Below are 20,467 nucleotides of genomic sequence, written 5' to 3' on the forward strand. Positions count from 1 at the left end.
GTGGAGAGGACATCTATCACTAAGCGTATCACTTAAAGATACATATCAATTATAGATAAGAGCAGGTGCATTTCACTAGTGTTGTTTGATGATAATAATATTAACCGATCGATGAATTCCGTATATTCGGTACGATTAATATCAGGTGAACCCAGACCGACTTTGGCCAGTGCAACCATGGCCACCACTGCAACTGCATGTGCAGTGTTCTTGTGAATATAGTTGCAATGGATTCCGATTGCTCTGCCAAAATCCCACTGATCTAAAACAAAAAACCCGGTTACTTTAAAAGTAACCGGGTAATAAAATGAACTGAGTGAAACTTCCAGTCGATCGGGATTAAAATTCTCCGATGACTTCACCACCTTTAATTGTATAAAGAGAACGATAGGTCCCCAGATCGATATTTTCGGAAAGAAAACGAACCTGACCATCGCCTAACAGGAAGTGAGCGCCACCAACGTGTGTACTGGATGCAGTCCAGGCAGGTCCCCAGTTAATGCTGGAACCATTGATCATATAAATGGTGCTCTGACCGCCATTGATGGCAACATCCAGACCTCTTAAGCTGGTGTGCCATCCAGCAGGAGATGTGTAATTACGGGGACCAATCCACAGACCGCCGGCCCAGTTGCAGGGAGAACCACCACAGGCGGTTGATGAGCTCGGGTCCCCATTCGTTGTCCGTTCACCGACAAACAACGTATTACTGCTGCCGTCAAGAATCGATTTCATTTGTGTTCGCGAATTAACATAGAATGCGCCATTTTTATTATTGGCCTGAGTCGCTGCACAAGCCAGGTAATTCGATTTACCAAAACTATCACAATCTATGTTGATCCCTCCCATTGGATCAGATGGACAATTAAAGACAGGCAAAATAACTTTGGCCGAAGGGATCGCATCAGAGTTGGTCATTGAACCATCATGATTTCCATCCAGCCAGTTGTAGGTGAAACCATTTGTTTCTGAACCTATTTTGTTGTAGAGGGGGGCCTGATCCATGAAAGGGAGAATCATACTTCCCCATCCCAGTCCATTCTTGTTCTCGGCTTCTGAAGCGCCCGAGTTCAGGGTCGGCACACTGTCAATGTAGCCGGGAGGAAAAACGCGATGCGTTTCATGGTAGTTGTGTAATGCCAGTCCAATTTGTTTCAGACTGTTTTTACATGTGCTGCGTCGGGCTGCCTCACGGGCTTGTTGGACAGCCGGCAAAAGCAGGGCAATTAAAATCGCGATGATAGCGATTACAACCAGAAGTTCGATCAGCGTAAAACCGAACTTCCGATAAAAGAGACTTCTGCGCTGAAGTAGTTTCATAGCGACAATTTTCTCCAGAATAAAAATGAAATGTGATGAAATCACGATGGAAAACTGAAACTGAGAATTTGATAGAATAATGGCGGTAGTAATGGGGAAAGGTTAAGAGAGAGTGAGGAGATTCTCTTACGGTTTTGTGGACTACAACACTGCACCAATTATAATGGAGGATTCTGATCGATTCGACGAGCTAAGCAAAAATACCCTGTTTTACTGTGGGATTTATGTACATATCCACATTTGCTTATGTATATAGTGCTATGGTCTCTTGAACAGAATTTGTTCACAAATACAGTGCTCTCACGTATTGTATCACTTGCTACTCAGGTCGAAATTGATCGTGTTGGCACCAGCTTTGACCTCTTCCTTCAGCGTAGTTTTCGAATTGTATTTGGCGGGAATCGGATCTTTATAGGTTTCGCCGGGAGGCGTTGGGGCCTCTTGAGGTGTCGAGATACTGACGGTATGGTTGCCAATTACAGCACCAGCGGCATCACTTAAATAGGCCAGTTCATAGTTTCCTGATGCATCTGTTTTGCCATTAGACGCGCGCCCTTTTTCAGGTTCAAAAGTGATGATCACACCAGCAAGAGGCTGGCTATCCAGTGTGACGATTCCAGAGACCGTACCTAACTCAGGCTGGTCACTTCCACCACTATCACCACAGCCAACACAGAAAATCAGAGGAACAACTAACAGTAGTGTAAGTAAGAATAACTTTGAGAACTTCATCATGACTCCTGGCGCTTTTGAGATTTGATGCAATACAAAATTTAAGATTGCAGAGAGCAATATTATCAGATTAGGTTCCACTAATATAATAGATTGGCGCCTATGTCAAACAGGTGACAAACGGTTCTTTTGCATCACTAAGAGGACTTTTGTATAAATGAGCCTCTGGCCAACGCGAGTCTGGTGGCGGCAAACGGGGACTATCAATTGAGGAACATAAAATGCAAATCTGGGTAGACGCGGATGCCTGTCCCGGCGAAATCAAAGAGTTGTTGTTTCGCGCCGCGAAACGCACGAAAACGAAAATCACACTCGTCGCGAATCAACCTCTGCACAAGCCTCGCTCCGAGTTCATCGACAGCCTGCTTGTCCCTCCAGGGTTAAACGTCGCCGATCAACGTATCGTAGAGCTGGTTCAGCCCGGCGATCTCGTAATCACGGCTGATATCCCCCTGGCCGCGGATGTGGTGGCCAAAGGCGGGCAGGCACTGAATCCCCGGGGCAAGCTGTATTCCGCTGCCAATATCGGCGCAATCCTTGCTTCGCGAGACCTAATGGATGATCTCCGCGGGGAAGGAATGATCACCGGCGGACCGGCTAACTTCAACGCCAAGGATCGTCAGGCATTCGCCAATCAACTTGATCGCTGGCTTACTGCATCGAAGAAATAACCAGGCGCTGACCGGGCTCTCATTCCATGCCAGAATTTTCATGATCTCTGGCTGGGAGATATACGAAAAAAGCCCGAATGCAATCACATTCGGGCTTTCAATATTTAGGTCAAACCAACGCTCACAGCATCTTTGTAATGTGATAGTGTCGGTCTTCGGAAATTTCGACTTCTGCCAGATTGCCGGCCCGTTCAATCATGCGTTTGCAGTCAGCATTCAAGTTCCGCAGGTGCAGACATTTTCCTTCCTGACGATAGCGTTCGGCAATTTTATTGATGGCCTCAATCGCCGACTGATCGTAAACACGCGAGAAGTAAAAATCGATCGCCACAATCGGCGGATCATTCACCGGATCGAGCAGTTCGCGAAAACTGCTGACCGAAGCGAAGAACAGAGGTCCGTGTAACTGATAGATTTTTTTGTCGTCTTCAAAATGGATATCGGCCATCATATGCGTCGCATGATGCCAGGCAAATATCAACGCTTGCATGATGATTCCCAGCAACACCGCGACGGCCAGATTATGGAACAGCACCGTGTAACCGGCCACCAGCACCATCACCAGCACATCGCTCATCGGAACTTTATTCCAGGTATGCAGCGTGCTCCATTCAAATGTGCCGATCACCACCATAAACATCACACCGACCAGCGCCGCCATCGGCACCATTGAGATTACCGGTTTCAACAAAACTACCAGTGTCATTAAGCCGACGGCTCCCACAACCCCAGATAGACGTCCACGTCCCCCGGAATTCACATTGATCAGTGACTGTCCGATCATCGCACAACCACCCATGCCGCCAAACAGACCACATACAATATTCGCAGCACCCTGGCCGATACACTCGCGGTTACCACTGCCTCGGGTTTCTGTAATTTCATCAATCAGTGTCAACGTCATCAATGATTCAATCAAACCGACGCCCGCCAGAATCAACGCGAACGGGAAAATAATCATCAACGTTTCCCACGTGAAGGGAGCGAGAACATAACGCGAATCGAGAAAGAACAGCATCGGCAACGGCTCTTCTGTCGCTTTCACCGAAGCCACTGCTGATGCAACTTGTGCCTCACTTAAAACGGAAATATCAACAACTTGATTCTCATCAACCTGATTCGTGGCACCGTCCTGAACTTCCATTGCGACAGCGGCATCCTTGACGGCGTTGGCTTTCAGGTTGTTCATCATCAGGTCGTCGACGGTCTGCACGACGTTAGTCTGACCGACGGGAGTCCAGCTCTCAGGAGCAAATTTATTGATGCTCACGGCAATCACAGACACCATGATAATCGCAGCCAGCGAACTCGGAACCGCTTTTGTCAGTTTGGGAAGTAATACGATCACAGCCATCGTCAACGCGACCAGCGCCACCATCATCGTCATCGAAGCACCGGGCAGGAACGTCATCGTTCCACCGATTCCCAGCGTCTTGAAGCTACCTATTTGTGCCAGACCAATCACGATCGCCAGACCGTTCACAAATCCCAGCATCACCGAGTGAGGCACCAGGCGAATCAGTTTTCCCAGCCGCAGCACACCCACAGTAATTTGCAGCAGGCCACACAAAATAACAGCGGGGAATAAATATTGAATCCCATGCATGGCGACCAGTGACACAATCACCACCGCCATCGCACCGGTGGCACCGGAAATCATTCCCGGGCGACCGCCGGCTAAGGCACTCACAAATCCGATAAAGAAGGCAGAATAGAGTCCGACTGTCGGAGGGACTCCGGCAACAAACGCAAACGCGACCGCTTCCGGCACCAGAGCCAGCGCAACAGTCAAACCCGACAACACATCATCCTTGACGGAAGCAGTATGCTTCGAAAAATACTCTAACATCAAAACTCCAATTACCATTCTCAAAATCGGTCTGCACGGTCCGCCTGGAAGGCGAACGCATTCGCCTGCAGACTCTCCATGCTAACGCTGGAAAAGGGGCGCACATTGAACAAACCGCTCGAGTGCAAAAGCAGACTTGTGTTCCAGACAAAGTTTGGAACAACAAGGGTTAGCAACACAATCTGTTAACTGTTTTGATTCAAACAGAACCTTTCGACGATACGCAGGACCATCTCAGGGAGCGCGTTGCAGGAAACCAGGTGGGACGTTGAAGGGATCAACTGATCGAATTGAGGTGCGTAACGATCCTCAGTTCAATATCCATGCACTACTTTTAGTCGATCTCTACAGCCTTCACAAGCGCGATTTTCGAAGATCTGCCGATTTTATGGCACTTTCACGCGTTATTCATACGAATCCTGCGGCAATTCCGATCACGAAAGTCAGAAAACGCATGACTGTTACCAACAACCCCTTTCGCGACAGGTGAAGAGTGATGTAGAATTGGTTTGACTGTACGTCTGATTTGGCCTCTCGATATTCACTACGCGTGAGGACGGGGGTAAAATCAATAGCGACATAATCTAATTGAGGTGTCTCATGAAAATGAAAAAACGAATTTTACATCTCTGCATCATCTTCGTCACATTTCTCACCTGCCTGTATCTGACGGGATTGGCGTTGATCCAATTCATGGAAGTGATTAACCCTTTCAGTTCTGCTCCCGACCCCGGATTTTATATGCTGCTGTATCTGACTCTCGCCGTCGCATCTCCAATCGTCATTTCCATTGCCCTGAAAAGGGAAGGTTGAGCAGCGCATGTTTCAACCGATTCTTTACCTTTCTAAACAGATCAGTTCGCGTTCGCTACACACCTTTTCTAACCGCTTTCCGTCAGTCTCCTCTTGACACCGTTTACATTTGTAGTTATTTACATTTGTAATCACTCAAGAAGGAACTTTCAAAATGAAACAGATTTCTATTTCCGACGCCGAATGGCAGGTCATGAATACCGTCTGGGACGGCCAGCCGCTCACGTCACAAGAGATCGTCGCCCGTCTGTCCGACCAGACCGACTGGGCCACCCCCACGATCAAAACCATGCTGCATCGCCTTGTCAAAAAAGAGGTGCTCACGTTTGAAGAGCAGGGCAACCGATACGTGTATCGCTCCCGCGTCAAACGTTCTGCCTGTATCAAGCAGGCCAGCCGCGCGTTTTTAGATCGCGTGTTCGACAGCGAACCGGCTCCCTTACTCGCGCACTTCATGCAAACCACAAAACTCTCTGCAGAGGAAATTGCAGATCTCCGCCGCATTCTCGATGACAAGGAACGTTGATCATGAATGAATTCCTATTCGCTTCGAATTATTATAATGAACTCTCAGAGTATATTTCATTCCTGTTGATCTCTACCACAATCGCCGCCGCGATACTGGCGGCCCCTGTTCTGCTGGTGAACCTCTTCGCGCGCAGATGGCTAACGGCGGGACAAATGGGTTTGCTCTGGTGCCTTGTTCTCATCAGACTTACCATGCCCTACGGTTTTAGTTTAGAAAGTTCCTATAGCCTGCAAAACTTATTCGTTGCAGTAGTGCAGGAGTCTACCTCGGAAGAGCCCCCCGTTGATACATTGACTGAACCATTGCAGCCCGTCGGTTTTAGCTCAAGAAACGCGGCTCTGCAGAACGTTTCAAACACAGATTTCATCAAAGCCCCCCTGGCAATCACACCCCAGACAACAGCACCCGAAGTCAGCATCACCGATACACTGCTGGAATACCTCATATTCTTTCTCGAGTGGTTCTTTCTATTCCTACCCCCAATCTGGTTTACTGGTGCCATGCTGATCCTGGGACGCATGCTGTTCACGCATTGGCGATTCACTCGAAAAGTTAATCGGGTTCCCACTTCCACAGATCAACGACTGTTACAGCTCTGGAAAAACTGTTGCCAGCAGATTCATGTTCGCCGACACATTCCGATCATTGTCTTTGACGATATTTCACAACCCTCTGTCATGGGAGCCGTTCGCCCCAAACTGTTACTGCCCACTGATGTGACGGACCTGGATGACGATCAACTCCGGCTCATCATGCTTCACGAGTTAGCGCATATTACCCGTCGGGACCTCGGCGTCAACTGGATTTTATTCGGCTTGCGACTGTTTCACTGGTGGAACCCCCTCTACTGGCTGGCCGCTACACGCTTTCACAGTCTGCGCGAACAATCACGCGATGCGATGGTCCTCCGTTGGCGGGAACAGCAGGATGAAAATAGCACACAAAGTGATTATCCCCGTGAATACAGCGAGCTGTTACTCACCCTTGCCCTGCGGCCTGATACTGGTTCCCGTTGGCGCGTGACGTTACCAGTTTCCCTGCTGGGATTCCTGACTTCCCCGCTGCGCAAGCGGTCTCTCGCTAATCGGCTCAAGGCACTCCGTTCTGCGACCGTTAAAATTCACCCGCTGCAAACGACAGCCGTCATCACAGTCATTGCCATTTTTACTGCAACTGGGTTGGCCGATATTAAAGATCAACCAGAGCAGCAAAACATGCAGAGTCAGGAAGATAACCAAGATCAATGGTCTTCTGGATTGGACTGTGGAAGACAACCCCCGGCTTCGAGTTTCGAACCTTTGTACGTTCGTATTTTTGAAGTCACGGAGCCAATCAAGAATATCTCCGAGGAAAGAAAAATTCCTGAAAGTCAGACACGCCAGTATCTTTTAGGGTTGGTCAACTTTCAACTGGATGGATTGTATCGAACATATCAGCCTTTGGATGGACAAGCAGGGGGACTGGATCGAAAAGATCAACCCTTTGGTGTACTACCACCACAGGCCGCTGCGAAATATGATCAGGATAACCGTCTCGTTGTTCGAGCCCCTGAATCGTTTCACGAGGAACTCGACATTCTCCTCAACGCCTGGGCAAAGAGTGGCTGTGGTCAGGTCTCCATTCAAACCATCGAGATCGCGACATCTGCTGATATCGCTGCTCAAGCAGGTATTGAATGGACCGCACTGGAAGGTTTTATTTCGGCGAAACATGATACCAAACTGAAACGTCTCCCCGAGGCGGCTCAGCAGCCGATAGTTCAAGCGAGCATTGCCATGGAAGAATATTTTCCCGTCCGCGTTGCCGTACTGAATGAACAACAGGAGCTTCGGTTAATCAAAGTCGCACAGAGTGCCAAGCAAAGCAATCTTGCTTTTGGTCCTAAAGCAACGGTTTTTAACGGCCAACGAATCTTCTTCAATAATCTGGTTTATCGCCCCTTTGTGATCGACGTGCAAAAAGATGAAGCAGGACAACTGAAACCGAAATTGCAAATCATTGAAGAGGGAAGGAGAAGCTCACTCAGACCAACCTTAACGGAAGATCACTCAGCAGTGCGCCTTGAAGGATTTTTTCAACAAAGTGAAATCTCCCACGTCCAGACAATAGAGACTTTGACTTCTGGCAAAACTGTGACTACACAACATCCTAGCGTGGAACAGAAACGTATCAGGATGGCTGCCAACCTGAAAGAGAAACAATCGCTGCTGATTTCACTTCCTGCCACACTGAGTACAAAACCAAAACTCTTTCAGTACCTGCTCGTAAAAACGAACATGCTTGGCGATCCTGAGGCGCCGGCTGATCCCGTAGAATCAATCACACCAATAAAGTAAAGAAAACAAGTTCGAGAATCAGAGGCGCAGAAATAACTGTTTCGTGCACTGTTTTTTGTAGCCTCTTAATCATCGATCCGCCTGGTCCTCCATCAGCCGACGGCTTTCCTGCATCGCTGATTTCCAGTTCCCTTCCTGCGCCTGCTTTATAATTCCGTTCAACCAGTCCGCCTCATTCTCACTGATCTCTTTGTTCTCCAGCGAGCCCTCAATCAATTCCTGAACAACAACAAGACGCTCTTCGCTCTTCTGATTACACACCGAATATAGGGCTTTCGAAATCTCATACGTCTGCGGCGAGACTTCTGGATAACCGCAACCAGTGAGTGGAAGCAAAGCCATCACGACAAAAACAACTTGTAACTTGAACCATCGCTGTCCCATCTTAAAATTCTCCAATCACTTCGCCTTCGCCGATACTTGACAACTCAGACCACAAGAGGAGATCGATATTTTCGGAAACAAATCGTACTGAACCATCTCCCATACAGATATGCCCGCCGCCCACATGTTCGGAATACATCTGCCCGACATGATACGTAGGAAAGTTAGCAGGGTGAATGATTGGAAAACCGGTGATATCCAACTCCCCCCCCGATGGTCCCGCATGAATCAACGTCAGCGTCGCCGCCGCATCAGGACCATTTTCCGGCGTGGAAAACCGAGGATGGGTAAACGCACCAGGGACCACACCGACCCATGTTTTATCACTCAATTTGGATGAATGTTCTCCCAAAAAGATCGAATTGGATGTGCCATCGGTCACGTCCCGCATCCGTGTTCGTGAGTTCCGATAAAACGGCCCGTCTGCGACCTTAGAGGCATCGCCGTTAATCGTAACGACCTTTGTCGCTTTTGTATAAATGTCGGTAAAAACAGTACCCGTTGTATTTGACCCACATTCACCCCAACACGATTCCTGACCATGGCTGGCGACATAATGCGAACGACCAAACAGAATTTGGGCACCTCCCATTAACAGCGGACTCCCCGCCGCATCCTGAATTAAAAAAGGCTCATCACCGCCCGATGACGTCGGGCAGAGAAAGACCGACAGTTTCGTCTGAGCGGCACTCGCATTCGCCAGATCCCAGCAGGGACGATTCACATCCAGCGCGTTATACACCGGCGCCTGATCCAAATACGGCAGCAGCATCGCCGCCCACGTCCAACCGGGAGCCGCATCCCACGTATCCGGGTCTATGTTCGCCCAAGCAGGCCCCGATCCATTACTGGTGCCATACGAAAAGTAACCTGCAGGGAACGCAGAGTGCGTTTCGTGATAATTGTGTAGCGCGATCCCAAATTGCTTCAAATTGTTCTTACACTGACTCCGACGTGCGGCTTCCCGCGCCTGTTGCACCGCTGGCAGGAGTAATGCAATCAACGTGGCAATAATCGCAATCACAACCAGTAATTCAATCAGCGTGAATCCCCGAGGGGCAGCGTTGCGTTTCCTTATCAACATCCTGATCCACTTTCAAAAAAAGGAACAAGGGGCGAGCGAATCATTTGTAGCTTGTGCTACATTTCGTGACATTGTAGCCGATGCTACATTCATGTCAATCCAAAACCAGAAACATTCTGAGCACCGCATCTCCACCATCACCACTGCAGTTTTAACACGCGACTGGCTCTCCAGAGCACAAACCGAACTTGACACACAGATTGCGCCGACGAAGATGCGTTACCTGAGTCGCGCGCACGAGTGAAGACGTTTTTTACTGCTGCTCTCATCCGCATCTACCCGTGGTTCACTATGAAAACCCCTTGTTTCAGAGCGATATCCGAGTGTGCCCTGCCAACAACTGCCGCCTGAGCAGTACCATGTTTTGACAGGCTTAAACCAGCTTGCGACATGGTCCTGACAAGCCTAAACCAACTTCTGCCAGGCTCAGACCAATTCTCCGCATCACTCAACTTGACCCCCACACGCCCTTCGCGAAGATGCACCTTCAGTGAAAACAATTCGGTCCCCATAACAAAGACAATGTGAAACACAAAGACAAAAACCAGGACCATCACCTGCAGACAAAACAAATTCATATCAAGTCTCACTCTGAATACGGTAAAGCGGAATCCACGTGCAACCCACCATCCGGGCTAGCTCGCAGCACAATCAAGTCCCCCCATTATCGCCAAAGGCACGAACGGCGAGAGCTGAAAATCTGGCACTGCTGACGCCTGATTAAACCCCGGATGAAACCGAACTGAGCACATCGATGCGGCTGACACCTTTTATCTAATCCAGTATTGATTTCCACTTCGAAAATGGGTGGGCTCGGTTGCAATCCGGGACGAACGAAGCGAGCAGGAAACTGTTCCACTTCCTCAGCAACCTGGGATCTTTTAGAGAAAGTGTTTGTGCCAGGTAGTTGCAAACTCAAGTGTTCGCGCGCGGGATCGACATTGTTTGCGTTATGATGAACGGAGTTGATCTCCGGTTCCGTTCCATTATTATGAAACTGCTCGTATCTTCTTACACTTCGTGTTGTCTGCACCAACCTCGAATCACATTCGAGGCCACTCTAACTAAAACTTTTCGTGTAATTTCGTGCTTTTCGTGGTAGGAAATCACCGTACAATATCACAGACCTGGGTGCCACTGATCGGCTGGCCCCAAGACCGTTCGGCCACAGAAACGTAGGGGCGGTGCCTGCGTGCCCGCCCGCCTTGTGATGCTCAACTCTTTTTACTCTGTCGATGGGACCAGTGGTAGCATTCGCGCGCTGGTAAGCATACCACCCTGTCACTGCGGGCGGCCACATAGGGCCGCACCCTACACGCCAGATCAAATTTATTTCCCCCTCCGTGTGCCACTGATCGGCTTGTCCGACAGTGCCGAATACACCTTGAAACAAAGTGTTTTCTCTCACCCCAACAACTCGTAATTCGTCTCCCAATAGGCGCCGCCGATTCTCCCGGTTAGAATCGCAACCTGAAATAATTCCACTATGAACGACATCGAAAGGACACAGGCATGAAGGCGGCTCAGGTATTGGCGTTGATCTGGATCGTAATTCCCACACTGGCGCAGGCACAATCCGAGCCTGCGAAACCAGAGTACTTCAATCAAAAGGTGGCCGATTCAAATCCGCTGCGCAACGAACAGGCGCGCGAGCTGGATGAATATGTTAAAACCATCGCCGCTGACCGCAGCCGATTTCAGAAATTGTTTCAACCCGATTATGCTTCTCCGGAGGCGTTTGCGAAATCGGCAGAACCTCTGCGTGCCGCGTTCTGTGAGAGCATCGGCTACCCGCCTCCCGGCAAGCGGCCTGTCAAGCCAGCGTCCTATACACAAATTGGTGAAGACACCATCGGCGTGTATTACCGAGCGATCTTCCCGATTCTGCCCGGCGTGCATTCCGAAGGAATATTCATCGTGCCCAAATCCGCCAAAGGGAAAACGCCTTTGATCATTTCCATGCATGGGGGCGGCGGTTCGCCTGAAGTGGCGTTGTTCAACGGCGGTGCCAACTATCGCGACATGGTCCGCGGTGCGGTGAAGCGGGGTTACATTGTTTACGCACCGCAGCACCTGTTCCGCGCGGATGAATTTCCGAAAGACATTCGACGGCAGATTGATGACCGGATGCGACTTATCGGCACCAGCATCACCGCCGTTGAAATCGCCAAGATTACGTATGCCATCGATGAACTGATCAAACGCCCCGACGTTGATGCCAGCCGGATCGGCATGGTGGGCCTTTCGTACGGTGGGTACTACGCGCAGGTCACGTCGGCCGTCGATCCCCGGATCAAAGTCTCGGTTTCCAGTTGTTACTTCGGCGTGCAGGAAGGCCGCTATGCGAAAGACGAACTCTCCGTTCCCAGCGACTTCCGGTTCATGAATCGAATGACGCTATTTAACGACGCCGACCTTGTCGCGCTGATCTGCCCACGAGCGCATCAAATTCAGGCCGGTTCTCGCGACAACGCCTCGCACAGAGAAACCGGCAAACAGATAGCCCCCCGCGCTGCCGCGTTCTATGAAAAACTCAATCTCAACGATCGCTTTGAGCACGTCATCTTCGAAGGGGGCCACGAATTCAACGATGCAGCCGCCTGGGCGTTTGTGGAAAAACATCTGTGAGAATAGAGCCGTATCGGTCGTTCGTCTTGAACTCAATCAAGTACAAAGCAGTGACGGGGTTTACTAGATAACGATCCCAGGAAGTTCATCTACTTTTTCAAGAATACAAGCAGGAGATGCTTGGGATAACTCCTCATAATCTCCAAAACCCCATAAAACGCCAATAGATCGTAGACCATTCTCTTGTGCTGATGTGATGTCCGTAGCTCTGTCACCTACCATAATTGCCTGTTCATCGATTATTTTGGATTTCATCAGGCCTGCTAATTGGGAGCCCTTGGTTACACCAATATCACCTCCATCAACAAAGGCAAAATATTCGAGTAAGCCAAATAGAGACAAAATTTTTTCTGCAAAATCTTTACGCTTTGCAGTACAAACACCAAGAGTGATCTTGGCATGTCTCAGTTGGTCAAGCACAGAAGGAATCCCTGGGTATAATAAGTTTTCAGAATACCCGATCTCGGAATATCGTTCTCGATAGGTGGAGACAAGCTTGCTTACTTCGGATGGCGTTATACCCGGTGACAAGTTGAGAAACGTTTCATTCAGGGGAGGACCAATCTCCTGTTTGATTAAATCGTCATATGCAGTAGGCAATCCGTGTGTTTTTAGAGCATGATTAATGCAATTGATAATCCCTGAACTAGAGTCACTGATTGTTCCATCCAAGTCTAGAATAAGAGTCTTACATTCGAGTTTCATTGTTGATTCTTGTATTCTGAGTTGTAATTCGGTTGCAAGCTATTGTATTGACCTGATTCCATGAGGGCTAAAGATGTTGTCAATGATAGATAATTTGAGTATGACTGAAAACCGGAATTCAGACAATCACTCTGACACGATTCGAAACACATACAGTTCGGCTTCGGTATCGCTGACCACGTAGAGCCGCTGCGCCTCCACGTCGACGGCAATCCCTTCCGCATCATGAATGGCATCGCCCGTCTGTGTGTTCTTCAATGCGAGGCTCTGAATCACCGTGCCGCGGCGGCGATCAAAGGTGAAAACGCGTTCTGCTTTGTCGCTTACGATCCAGAACAGATCGCGGGCCGCATCATAGCACATGCCTGAAAAATGGAGTTTTTTTGCATCGACGTTGTCGGCGGTAAATCCACTTCGTTCGTCCAGGCGATCGATGGCAGTGATCCGGTCCATTTGGGTGGTAATCGCAATCAGCAAGCCGGGGCTCGCCTGCTTCAACAGCAATATTTCAGATCGCAGCGGGTCAAAGGTCATCCCCTCGAGGCCTTTGTTTTTATTGCCTTTAAAATCCGCGGCGACCGCGCAATATCCGTCGAGGTCTTTCAGCTTGCAGGCAGCGATTTGATTTCCGGTCTGCGGGTCATAAACAATAATCTTCGCGGCATCTTCATCAACGGCCCAGACGCGCCCTTCCGCATCGAAGGTGATGCCTTCCAGCCCTTCATTGTCGATGTCCAGTGTCGATAAAATCTGCCCCCGTGGGTCGATGCAAAAGAGTTTGCGGCTCTCATCGCAAACCGTCCAGAGGCGACCATCGGGTGCCAGCGCCAGCCCCGATGGTTCAGAAAGTCCTTTCGCTTTGTGTTTGATCGGGAACACGGATTCAAATTCCAGCTCCAGTGTATTTGACATCCAGAAAACCTTTCTGTGATTGCGAAGTGTTAAACAGGTACTCGCATTTCTGTCAGGCGAAATAGAAACAGATCGCTCTGGTAAGAACAGAAAAATGACTCCCTGTTCAACACATTGTACCGTCATTCCATGCATTTTGGGAGCGCCGCTCTTTGGGCCATTTCGGTGGCAATTCGTCTCTTTTTCTGTCATTGTAACAGTCTTACCGCATATTTTCGTAGTCGGTGGTGTCATCAATTAAGTGAGGTTTAATACAGACACACTACCCGAGGAAACACGAAATGACGACGGACGAAGTGCTACTGCATCGATACTGCCAAGACGGCGATCCAGCCGCGTTCCGAGAACTCATTGATCGGTATGCGGGAATGGTATACAGCATCGGTCTGCGCGTGACCGGCGATAAGCACACGGCGGAAGATCTATGTCAGGAGTGTTTCCTGGAGCTCGCCCGCAAAGCGTACACGGTGCGAGAAAATATTGCGGGATGGCTGCACGCATTGGCGACAAGTCGTTCGTTGAACATTGTTCGGTCACGCAAGCGGAGAACAAGTCGGGAACAGGCCGTTGCAAATTCCCCGGTCATCATTACGGAATCGTCCGAGTGGAACGAAATGCAGCCACTCATCGACCGGGCTCTCAACGGGCTCAGCGACGATCTGCGGTTGCCCCTTGTCCTGCACTATCTGCAAGGTAAGACGCAGCAGCAGGTGGCAGATCAACTGGGGGTGAATCAGGCGACGATGTCGCGCCGACTGCAACGCGGTGTGGAACAGCTCCGAAAGCGACTCCAAAGTTTTGGTGTGATGACGACCATCGCGGCTGTGACATCGTTCTTCGGAGAAAATTCGGCACAGGCCGCGTCGACTTCACTCACCGCATCCCTGGCGAAGATCGGCATTGGTGGGGTGGGCGTGACTGTCGCCAAGTCCACAACAGGGGGCCTGCTTCCATTTATCGTGACGCTCGGAGCAATTGCCGGTAACGTATTGTTGTTTCTGTTACTGAAAGGCTGGGTTCTGCTTTTGTTTGTGGTCATCATGTTCGCGCTGTTAATACGACCGCCGGCCTGGGTCCGTGAATTCTTTCGAGCGCAGGCCTTCGGCCGCGATTATGCCGCTCATCCAACGTATCCCTTCCGACGCTGGACCTGGACGATTCCTCCAGCCGACTGGAAACAGCGACTGTTTGTGTTGTCGTATGTCGGGATTATGTACGGTCTTGTGGCTTTAAAAGATTCCGCAAAATTCTCGACAATGCCCGGTTCTGTTGTGGCATTTGGATTGATGGCCACATTGTTTCTGACGCTTGCGGTGCAGCTTGCCTGGCGCATCTGGACGCTGCGCAACCAACCGCTGACTGCCGCGGATCAGTTGTCCGAACAGCGGCCTCCGTCGGCCTTATGGGAGATTCTGCTCGGAGCCTCTTTTTTCATCGTCATTGCCGTAAGCTGGCTGTCGAGTGTGCCGCGCGAAGAACCCTTCAGTTTCTCGAAGGGAGCAGTTCCGTTCTGGTTCTGGTTCGTCGCCAGCTCCGGACTGGTTGTCTGGGATCTCATTGAACGCTGGCGAAAACGGAACAATCGTGATGTTTCATTCAGTAACGTTGTTTCCAGCGAGGACAGTGTCGACATCAAGCCGGTCGCACGGCGCTATCACGTCATCTTGATTGGCGGTCTGGTGTCGGGGGTTGTCGCATTTTTGTCATTGGCCATGCTGCAGTCAGTGATTTTACCCGAGCGACCGGTACAGAGTGAGCCGGTTGTTTATCGTTACACGCAGGACGGCACGCGTGTCAGAGTCGAGGTGCCGGCTGCCTTCAAACCACCAGTGCCGCCGAAAGGCCTGCCCTCGCAACTTGTGATGACAGCCGGCCTGGGATTCCTCTTCAGTCTCCTGTTGCTGCGACGCGTGATCAAGGTACGGCTCGTATTACCACGATCCGCCTGGCTGCCGCTCCTGGCGGTTAGTAGTCTGGCAGTTGCACTGGGGGCAGGTCTGACGGCAAACGCAATCTGGGCAACGGAAACCAAACAGAAAGTCGACACAACAGACGCTCTACAGGGAGTCTCTCCACCTTATAAGCCACTATTCAAGCCGAATCCGTCGCAACTGGCGCTCGTTCGAAAATACAAAGCCGAGGCAGCCATCATTACGATGCCCGACGAACTGATTCCTGACAACTGGTTTCTCCAGCGGCTCGACAATGGCTTTGCCTATCCCTTGCCTCAAGAAATATTGCATGAGAAAACTGTAATCCAGCTTGGATTAGCTGATGTTCCAGAACTGAAATTTGTCGACGCGACTCTCATACGATTCTATGACAACCCATTTGCTTCGGGCAACCTCGACAGCTTCTGCGCTGTTTACGCATTCTGCTGCAGTAACGCAGACGAGGCACGCCGACTCAACAGTGCATGGAAAAATAGAGGCATGTGTAAGGGGCGTTTAGTGATCTTCGTCTACGGACGCAAAGGACTGCGGGCCCCCAGTGCTACCGATCAGGTACCCATACCTACGTTGCTGAAACAGATTCAGCAATCTCCCTAAACAGAACGCTTACCGTTCCCTCACACTCCGGCGACTGGGTGGTATGGGGGGGAATGGTTCGTTGTATGACGATCAAAACCGTGCGATTTGTCCTCTAACGAAGGCAAAATGAACACGTCAAACAGCAAGTTGCTGTAAAGGTGTTGAAGTCTGCGGGACGATAAAAAGGAAAACATTCCGATTCATTTTGTGGTCACTATGATCACACTTTCCGGTAAATGATCCACGGAAATAAATGAAAACATACTGTCGTCACGATTTGAGTTTGAGATTCAGATGAAGCTGATCCGCCTGTTTTTGATCGCCTTGCTGCTGCAACCATGCCCTGTCTGCTGGGGCCACGGATTCGCCGACACGGGGGATGCTGCACACTGCGAATCGGAAATGACGGTTTCGGCTCCCGCCTGTTGTTCACACTGCTCTCATTCCCGACCAATTCTCAAAAATGAGCTGACACAGAGCCATGACGAACATCATGATTGCCCCTGTTTCTGTCATCTTTCCGAGATCGTGTTTGCACAAACCACGCCTGCGGTTCATCTGCGGGGCATCACGGTGCCTTTGAATGTGGTCGTTGATCCCTATTGTCTCTCAGCGTTCACAGCCGCCTCGAAAAACAGCGACGTAGATTCTTCCAGGCTGCCCATTTCGGTACCGTTGCGCTTATAGATTTTTCTTCTGGGTCGCGCTGGCCCGCGTGTCTGACAGGCTCACGTCAGAACCCTTTTTCCCTCTTGCTTTTCTGTGTTGGTATGCAGATTGCATTAAAGAAACAGGTGCCACAGATTCGCCTGATGTGGACACGAAGCCTGGGGGTATTTTCTGATTTTAACGTTGTTGCAACCCAGGTAAACATGGCAGTTTCACGCAAAAACGCCACAGAGCTGGACAACAACAATCTGGGGGAACGTGCTCTGCCACGCTCCTCTAAGCGGCCTGGTGTCAGAATCACATTTTGAAATAAATACAAATCAATCATACAAAAGTTAAGGAGTCAAGTTATATGTTAATGAATTCAATTACACGTTCCAGCCATCGAAATGGATTTGCACTTTTAGTGGCTTGTGGCATCGTTGTCATCTTCACCACAGTCGCCTCTGCGCAGAAAATACAGCGGGTTGCTTCACTCAGTAAGGTGGAAACATCCCGCGCTGCTGCGTCGAAGCAGAATAAATACACGTTCATCATGTTCTGGAAAAACCAGGATGATACGACCAAGGCAATGTGGAACAGTTTACAGCAGAATTTGTCGAGCAAGACAGACACGACCACCTTCGCAGCCGTCAACACCAATGATCCTGCTGAAGCGAATCTCGTCAAAGAGTACGGCGTGTCCCGAGCTCCGATGCCGTTGACACTTGCGATTGCACCGAACGGGGCGATCACCGGCTCGTTCGTGAAACAAATCAACGCCGACTATATTCAGCAGTCGTTTGTCTCACCGGCCAAGTCGCGTTGCATGCTGACCTTACAGAACCGCAAGATGGTTCTGTTGTGTGTGAATCCTGGCGGGAACTCGGCACTGCCCAAAGGCGTGCAGAATTTCAAAGCGATCCCCTGCTATAAGGATGTCGTCGAAGTGGTCTTGGTCTCTGCAGGAGAGTCGGTCGAGTCTTCGTTTCTACAGGAACTGGAAGTACCACAGCAAAACAATAATAGCACCGTCGTTTTTATGGCGCCTCCCGGAGTCATGGTCGGCAAATTCAATGAAAATGTGACGCACGAACAATTGATCGCAGAATTGAAGAAGGCAGGCAAAAGCTGCGGCGTTGAGGGATGTAAACACTGTAAGGAATAAACCACCGTCAATCGCATTTCACATCAGACAAGGAGGATTCTCTCATGACAATGAGATCAATCATATGGAAGGAACTGCGCGAGCGTCCGACCGCGATGATTGCCAGCCTGCTGGCGATCGTGTTGAGTGTGACCGCTTTGGTGGCCATCCGCAACGTAACCATTTTCTCGGAAAAAGAAGTCGCCGGCAAGCTGGATAAGCTCGGCGCGAATGTGCTCATTCTACCGAAGGGCGTCACGCTGCAAGACTATTACGCCGCAGACATGCATGCAGAAACGATACCTGAAGAACACGTCGCCGAACTCGCGCTGGCGGGTCTAACAGGCGTCGAAGCCATTACGCCTAAACTCTGCGTACCGACGGAACTGAATGGTCGCAAGGTAATTCTGACAGGGATTCTGCCTCAGTCAGAAATTCAGAAGATGAATGCCTGGTCGGGGGGCGGCATGCTCTTCAAAAAGCATGAAGGCTGTAAAGCCAAGATCAATGTCGCTGACGAAAACCAAGATGCGCCCGAAGCACTGGCCGAACGGCGGTCCCTGCAGCATTTGAATAAATCGGAAGTCATTCTGGGTTCCGACTTCGCTTCCGCCAACAATCTGAAAGCCGGAGACTCGCTCGCGCTGCTGGGAGAAAAATTCGGTGTACTGACTGTGCTCCCATCGACGGGCACCGTTGATGACAGCCGTGTGTTCGCGCACCTGCACACGGTTCAGAGGCTCTCTGAATCAGGACAGGTCGTTAACATCATCGAAGTCATGGGCTGCTGTGAAGATGTGGCAAACGGATTGGTCGGCGATCTGCAGGCACTGCTGCCGGGCACCAAGGTCGTCACAATCGCCAATGTGGTCGAGACACAGGTTTCGATCAACCGGATGATGACCAATCTGTCGTATTTATTCCTGGCAATTCTGGTCGCTATTGGTGGTGCCAGCATGGCCAGCGCCAGCTTTGCAAATGTCATCGAACGTCGTCGGGAAATCGGCACGCTGATGGCACTGGGCGCGACGCCCCGTTTCGTCACACAGCTGTTCCTGGCAAAAGCCGTATTGCTCGGTCTGGCCGGTGGGTTGACAGGTTACATTGTGGGCAGTGTGCTTGCCGTGTTCCTGGGGCCCGCTTTTGCTGACGTTTCGGTTCTGCCGATTCCCAGCCTGGCGATAGTGGCTGCGGGAACTGCGGTTCTGGTCACATTAGTTGCCAGTTATTTCCCAGCGCGTCAAGCCGCCAATCTCGATCCCTGTACTTGCTTTAAGGAGGTTTGATTCGATGTTACAGTTAGAATCTGTTCGAAAAATTTATCGCAAGAAGCAGGATGAAGTGATCGCGTTGAATACCACGAACCTGGAAATTCCGAGTGGTGATTATGTCGCCATCATCGGCCCCAGCGGCAGTGGCAAAACGACACTACTTTCCATCTTAGGAGCCATGTCGGCTCCATCGGAAGGTCGTATTTTACTCGACGGAGAATCGGTTTACGATTTGCCGATCGAGTCACGAGCGGAGTTGCGACAGAATAAAATCGGGTTTGTGTTTCAGACATTCAACCTGATTCCTTATCTGACGGCGGTGGAAAATGTGCAGGTCCCAATGCTGCTGGCCCGGAAGAATCTTGCGCATCAGCAGCAAAGGGCAGAAGAGTTGCTCCACAAAGTTGGTCTGCAGGATCGCCTGCATCACAAACCGGCCGAGTTGAGCGTTGGTCAGCAACAGCGCGTTGCGTTGGCACGCATGCTAGCCAATGATCCGGCGATGATCCTGGCGGATGAACCCACGGGGAATCTTGATCCTGCGACCAAAGAGCAGGTCATGGAGTTTCTGGCGCAATTCAACGAAGAAGGCCGGACGATCGTGATGGTGACACACGATTTATCAGCCGCCAAATGTGCGAAACGAACCCTGACTTTAACAGACGGGACAATTCATTCCGCACAGAAAGAGGACTTACTGAAATCAGCGTAAGTCTGTTTTGCATTTTACAATCAAACCTCGGACACGCTCACAATGTTGAGTGTGTCCGAGGTTTTTTGTTATAATTTCTGAGCGGCACGGCGCCAGCCGCCGTTAGTAAACGACGTTCACGGAACACAACGGCGGCTGGTGCCTAATGGTACTTACTTTACTTTTTTTATGTTGGATCGGCGTTTTTTTTTCGGT

The 20,467-nt window shown here is 50.3% G+C and carries 17 protein-coding genes; 10 read left to right on the forward strand and 7 right to left on the reverse strand.

The window, feature by feature from the left end; translation table 11 throughout:
- Positions 1–339: 339 nt before the first annotated feature.
- Both AAC022_RS21415 and AAC022_RS21420 read right to left on the reverse strand, forming a co-directional pair.
- The gene (locus tag AAC022_RS21415) at positions 340–1,320 is read right to left on the reverse strand and encodes a DUF1559 domain-containing protein (RefSeq protein WP_339734263.1); all 981 of its coding nucleotides are present in this window, start codon (positions 1,318–1,320) and stop codon (positions 340–342) included.
- Positions 1,321–1,632: 312 nt separating this feature from the next.
- Positions 1,633–2,055, reverse strand: a complete 423-nt coding sequence (locus tag AAC022_RS21420) for a carboxypeptidase-like regulatory domain-containing protein (RefSeq protein ID WP_339734265.1) — start codon at positions 2,053–2,055, stop codon at positions 1,633–1,635.
- A 218-nt stretch (positions 2,056–2,273) separates the two neighbouring features.
- On the opposite strand from AAC022_RS21420, the gene AAC022_RS21425 reads away from it, so the two are divergent.
- Positions 2,274–2,723: a YaiI/YqxD family protein gene (locus AAC022_RS21425; RefSeq protein ID WP_339734267.1), complete on the forward strand. Its 450-nt coding sequence runs from the start codon at positions 2,274–2,276 to the stop codon at positions 2,721–2,723.
- Positions 2,724–2,844: 121 nt separating this feature from the next.
- Here the strand turns inward: AAC022_RS21425 and AAC022_RS21430 are convergent, their stop codons facing one another.
- Positions 2,845–4,572, reverse strand: coding sequence for a SulP family inorganic anion transporter (locus AAC022_RS21430; protein ID WP_339734269.1), 1,728 nt, complete (start codon positions 4,570–4,572; stop codon positions 2,845–2,847).
- A gap of 606 nt (positions 4,573–5,178) precedes the next feature.
- On the opposite strand from AAC022_RS21430, the gene AAC022_RS21435 reads away from it, so the two are divergent.
- The 3 genes from AAC022_RS21435 (at position 5,179) to AAC022_RS21445 (ending at position 8,250) form a co-directional block, all read left to right on the forward strand.
- A complete protein-coding gene (locus AAC022_RS21435) occupies positions 5,179–5,385 on the forward strand; it encodes a hypothetical protein (protein ID WP_339734271.1) in 207 nt (68 codons plus the stop codon).
- A gap of 154 nt (positions 5,386–5,539) precedes the next feature.
- Positions 5,540–5,911, forward strand: a complete 372-nt coding sequence (locus tag AAC022_RS21440) for a BlaI/MecI/CopY family transcriptional regulator (protein WP_339734273.1) — start codon at positions 5,540–5,542, stop codon at positions 5,909–5,911.
- A 2-nt stretch (positions 5,912–5,913) separates the two neighbouring features.
- Positions 5,914–8,250, forward strand: coding sequence for a M56 family metallopeptidase (locus AAC022_RS21445; RefSeq protein ID WP_339734275.1), 2,337 nt, complete (start codon positions 5,914–5,916; stop codon positions 8,248–8,250).
- A gap of 69 nt (positions 8,251–8,319) precedes the next feature.
- On the opposite strand, the gene AAC022_RS21450 is transcribed toward AAC022_RS21445, so the two are convergent.
- Together AAC022_RS21450 and AAC022_RS21455 are read right to left on the reverse strand one after the other, a co-directional pair.
- A complete protein-coding gene (locus AAC022_RS21450; protein WP_339734277.1) occupies positions 8,320–8,634 on the reverse strand; it encodes a hypothetical protein in 315 nt (104 codons plus the stop codon).
- Between the two features lies 1 nt (position 8,635).
- On the reverse strand, positions 8,636–9,718 hold the full coding sequence (locus AAC022_RS21455) for a DUF1559 domain-containing protein (RefSeq protein ID WP_339734279.1): 1,083 nt from the start codon (positions 9,716–9,718) through the stop codon (positions 8,636–8,638).
- 1,512 nt (positions 9,719–11,230) lie between these two features.
- Here AAC022_RS21455 and AAC022_RS21460 point away from each other — a divergent pair.
- Positions 11,231–12,346, forward strand: a complete 1,116-nt coding sequence (locus tag AAC022_RS21460) for a dienelactone hydrolase family protein (protein WP_339734281.1) — start codon at positions 11,231–11,233, stop codon at positions 12,344–12,346.
- A gap of 63 nt (positions 12,347–12,409) precedes the next feature.
- Here the strand turns inward: AAC022_RS21460 and AAC022_RS21465 are convergent, their stop codons facing one another.
- Both AAC022_RS21465 and AAC022_RS21470 read right to left on the reverse strand, forming a co-directional pair.
- Positions 12,410–13,051: an HAD hydrolase-like protein gene (locus AAC022_RS21465; RefSeq protein WP_339734283.1), complete on the reverse strand. Its 642-nt coding sequence runs from the start codon at positions 13,049–13,051 to the stop codon at positions 12,410–12,412.
- Positions 13,052–13,177: 126 nt separating this feature from the next.
- Entirely contained in the window at positions 13,178–13,963 is a 786-nt protein-coding gene (locus AAC022_RS21470) for an SdiA-regulated domain-containing protein (protein WP_339734285.1), read from the reverse strand.
- A 281-nt stretch (positions 13,964–14,244) separates the two neighbouring features.
- Between AAC022_RS21470 and AAC022_RS21475 the strand changes: the two genes are divergently transcribed.
- The 5 genes from AAC022_RS21475 to AAC022_RS21495 all read left to right on the forward strand — a co-directional run bounded on the left by AAC022_RS21475 (position 14,245) and on the right by AAC022_RS21495 (position 20,272).
- Positions 14,245–16,512 carry a sigma-70 family RNA polymerase sigma factor gene (locus AAC022_RS21475; RefSeq protein WP_339734287.1) on the forward strand — a complete coding sequence of 756 codons (2,268 nt, stop codon included), beginning with the start codon at positions 14,245–14,247 and terminating at the stop codon, positions 16,510–16,512.
- A gap of 276 nt (positions 16,513–16,788) precedes the next feature.
- Positions 16,789–17,181 (forward strand): hypothetical protein, encoded by a 393-nt coding sequence (locus tag AAC022_RS21480; RefSeq protein ID WP_339734289.1) that lies wholly within the window; start codon positions 16,789–16,791, stop codon positions 17,179–17,181.
- Between the two features lie 334 nt (positions 17,182–17,515).
- Positions 17,516–18,310 carry a hypothetical protein gene (locus tag AAC022_RS21485; protein WP_339734291.1) on the forward strand — a complete coding sequence of 265 codons (795 nt, stop codon included), beginning with the start codon at positions 17,516–17,518 and terminating at the stop codon, positions 18,308–18,310.
- 44 nt (positions 18,311–18,354) lie between these two features.
- A complete protein-coding gene (locus tag AAC022_RS21490; protein WP_339734293.1) occupies positions 18,355–19,575 on the forward strand; it encodes an FtsX-like permease family protein in 1,221 nt (406 codons plus the stop codon).
- Positions 19,576–19,579: 4 nt separating this feature from the next.
- Positions 19,580–20,272: an ABC transporter ATP-binding protein gene (locus AAC022_RS21495; protein WP_339734295.1), complete on the forward strand. Its 693-nt coding sequence runs from the start codon at positions 19,580–19,582 to the stop codon at positions 20,270–20,272.
- The last annotated feature ends 195 nt before the right edge of the window (positions 20,273–20,467 follow it).

It is taken from the genome of uncultured Gimesia sp. (assembly GCF_963976445.1).
GTDB lineage: Bacteria > Planctomycetota > Planctomycetia > Planctomycetales > Planctomycetaceae > Gimesia.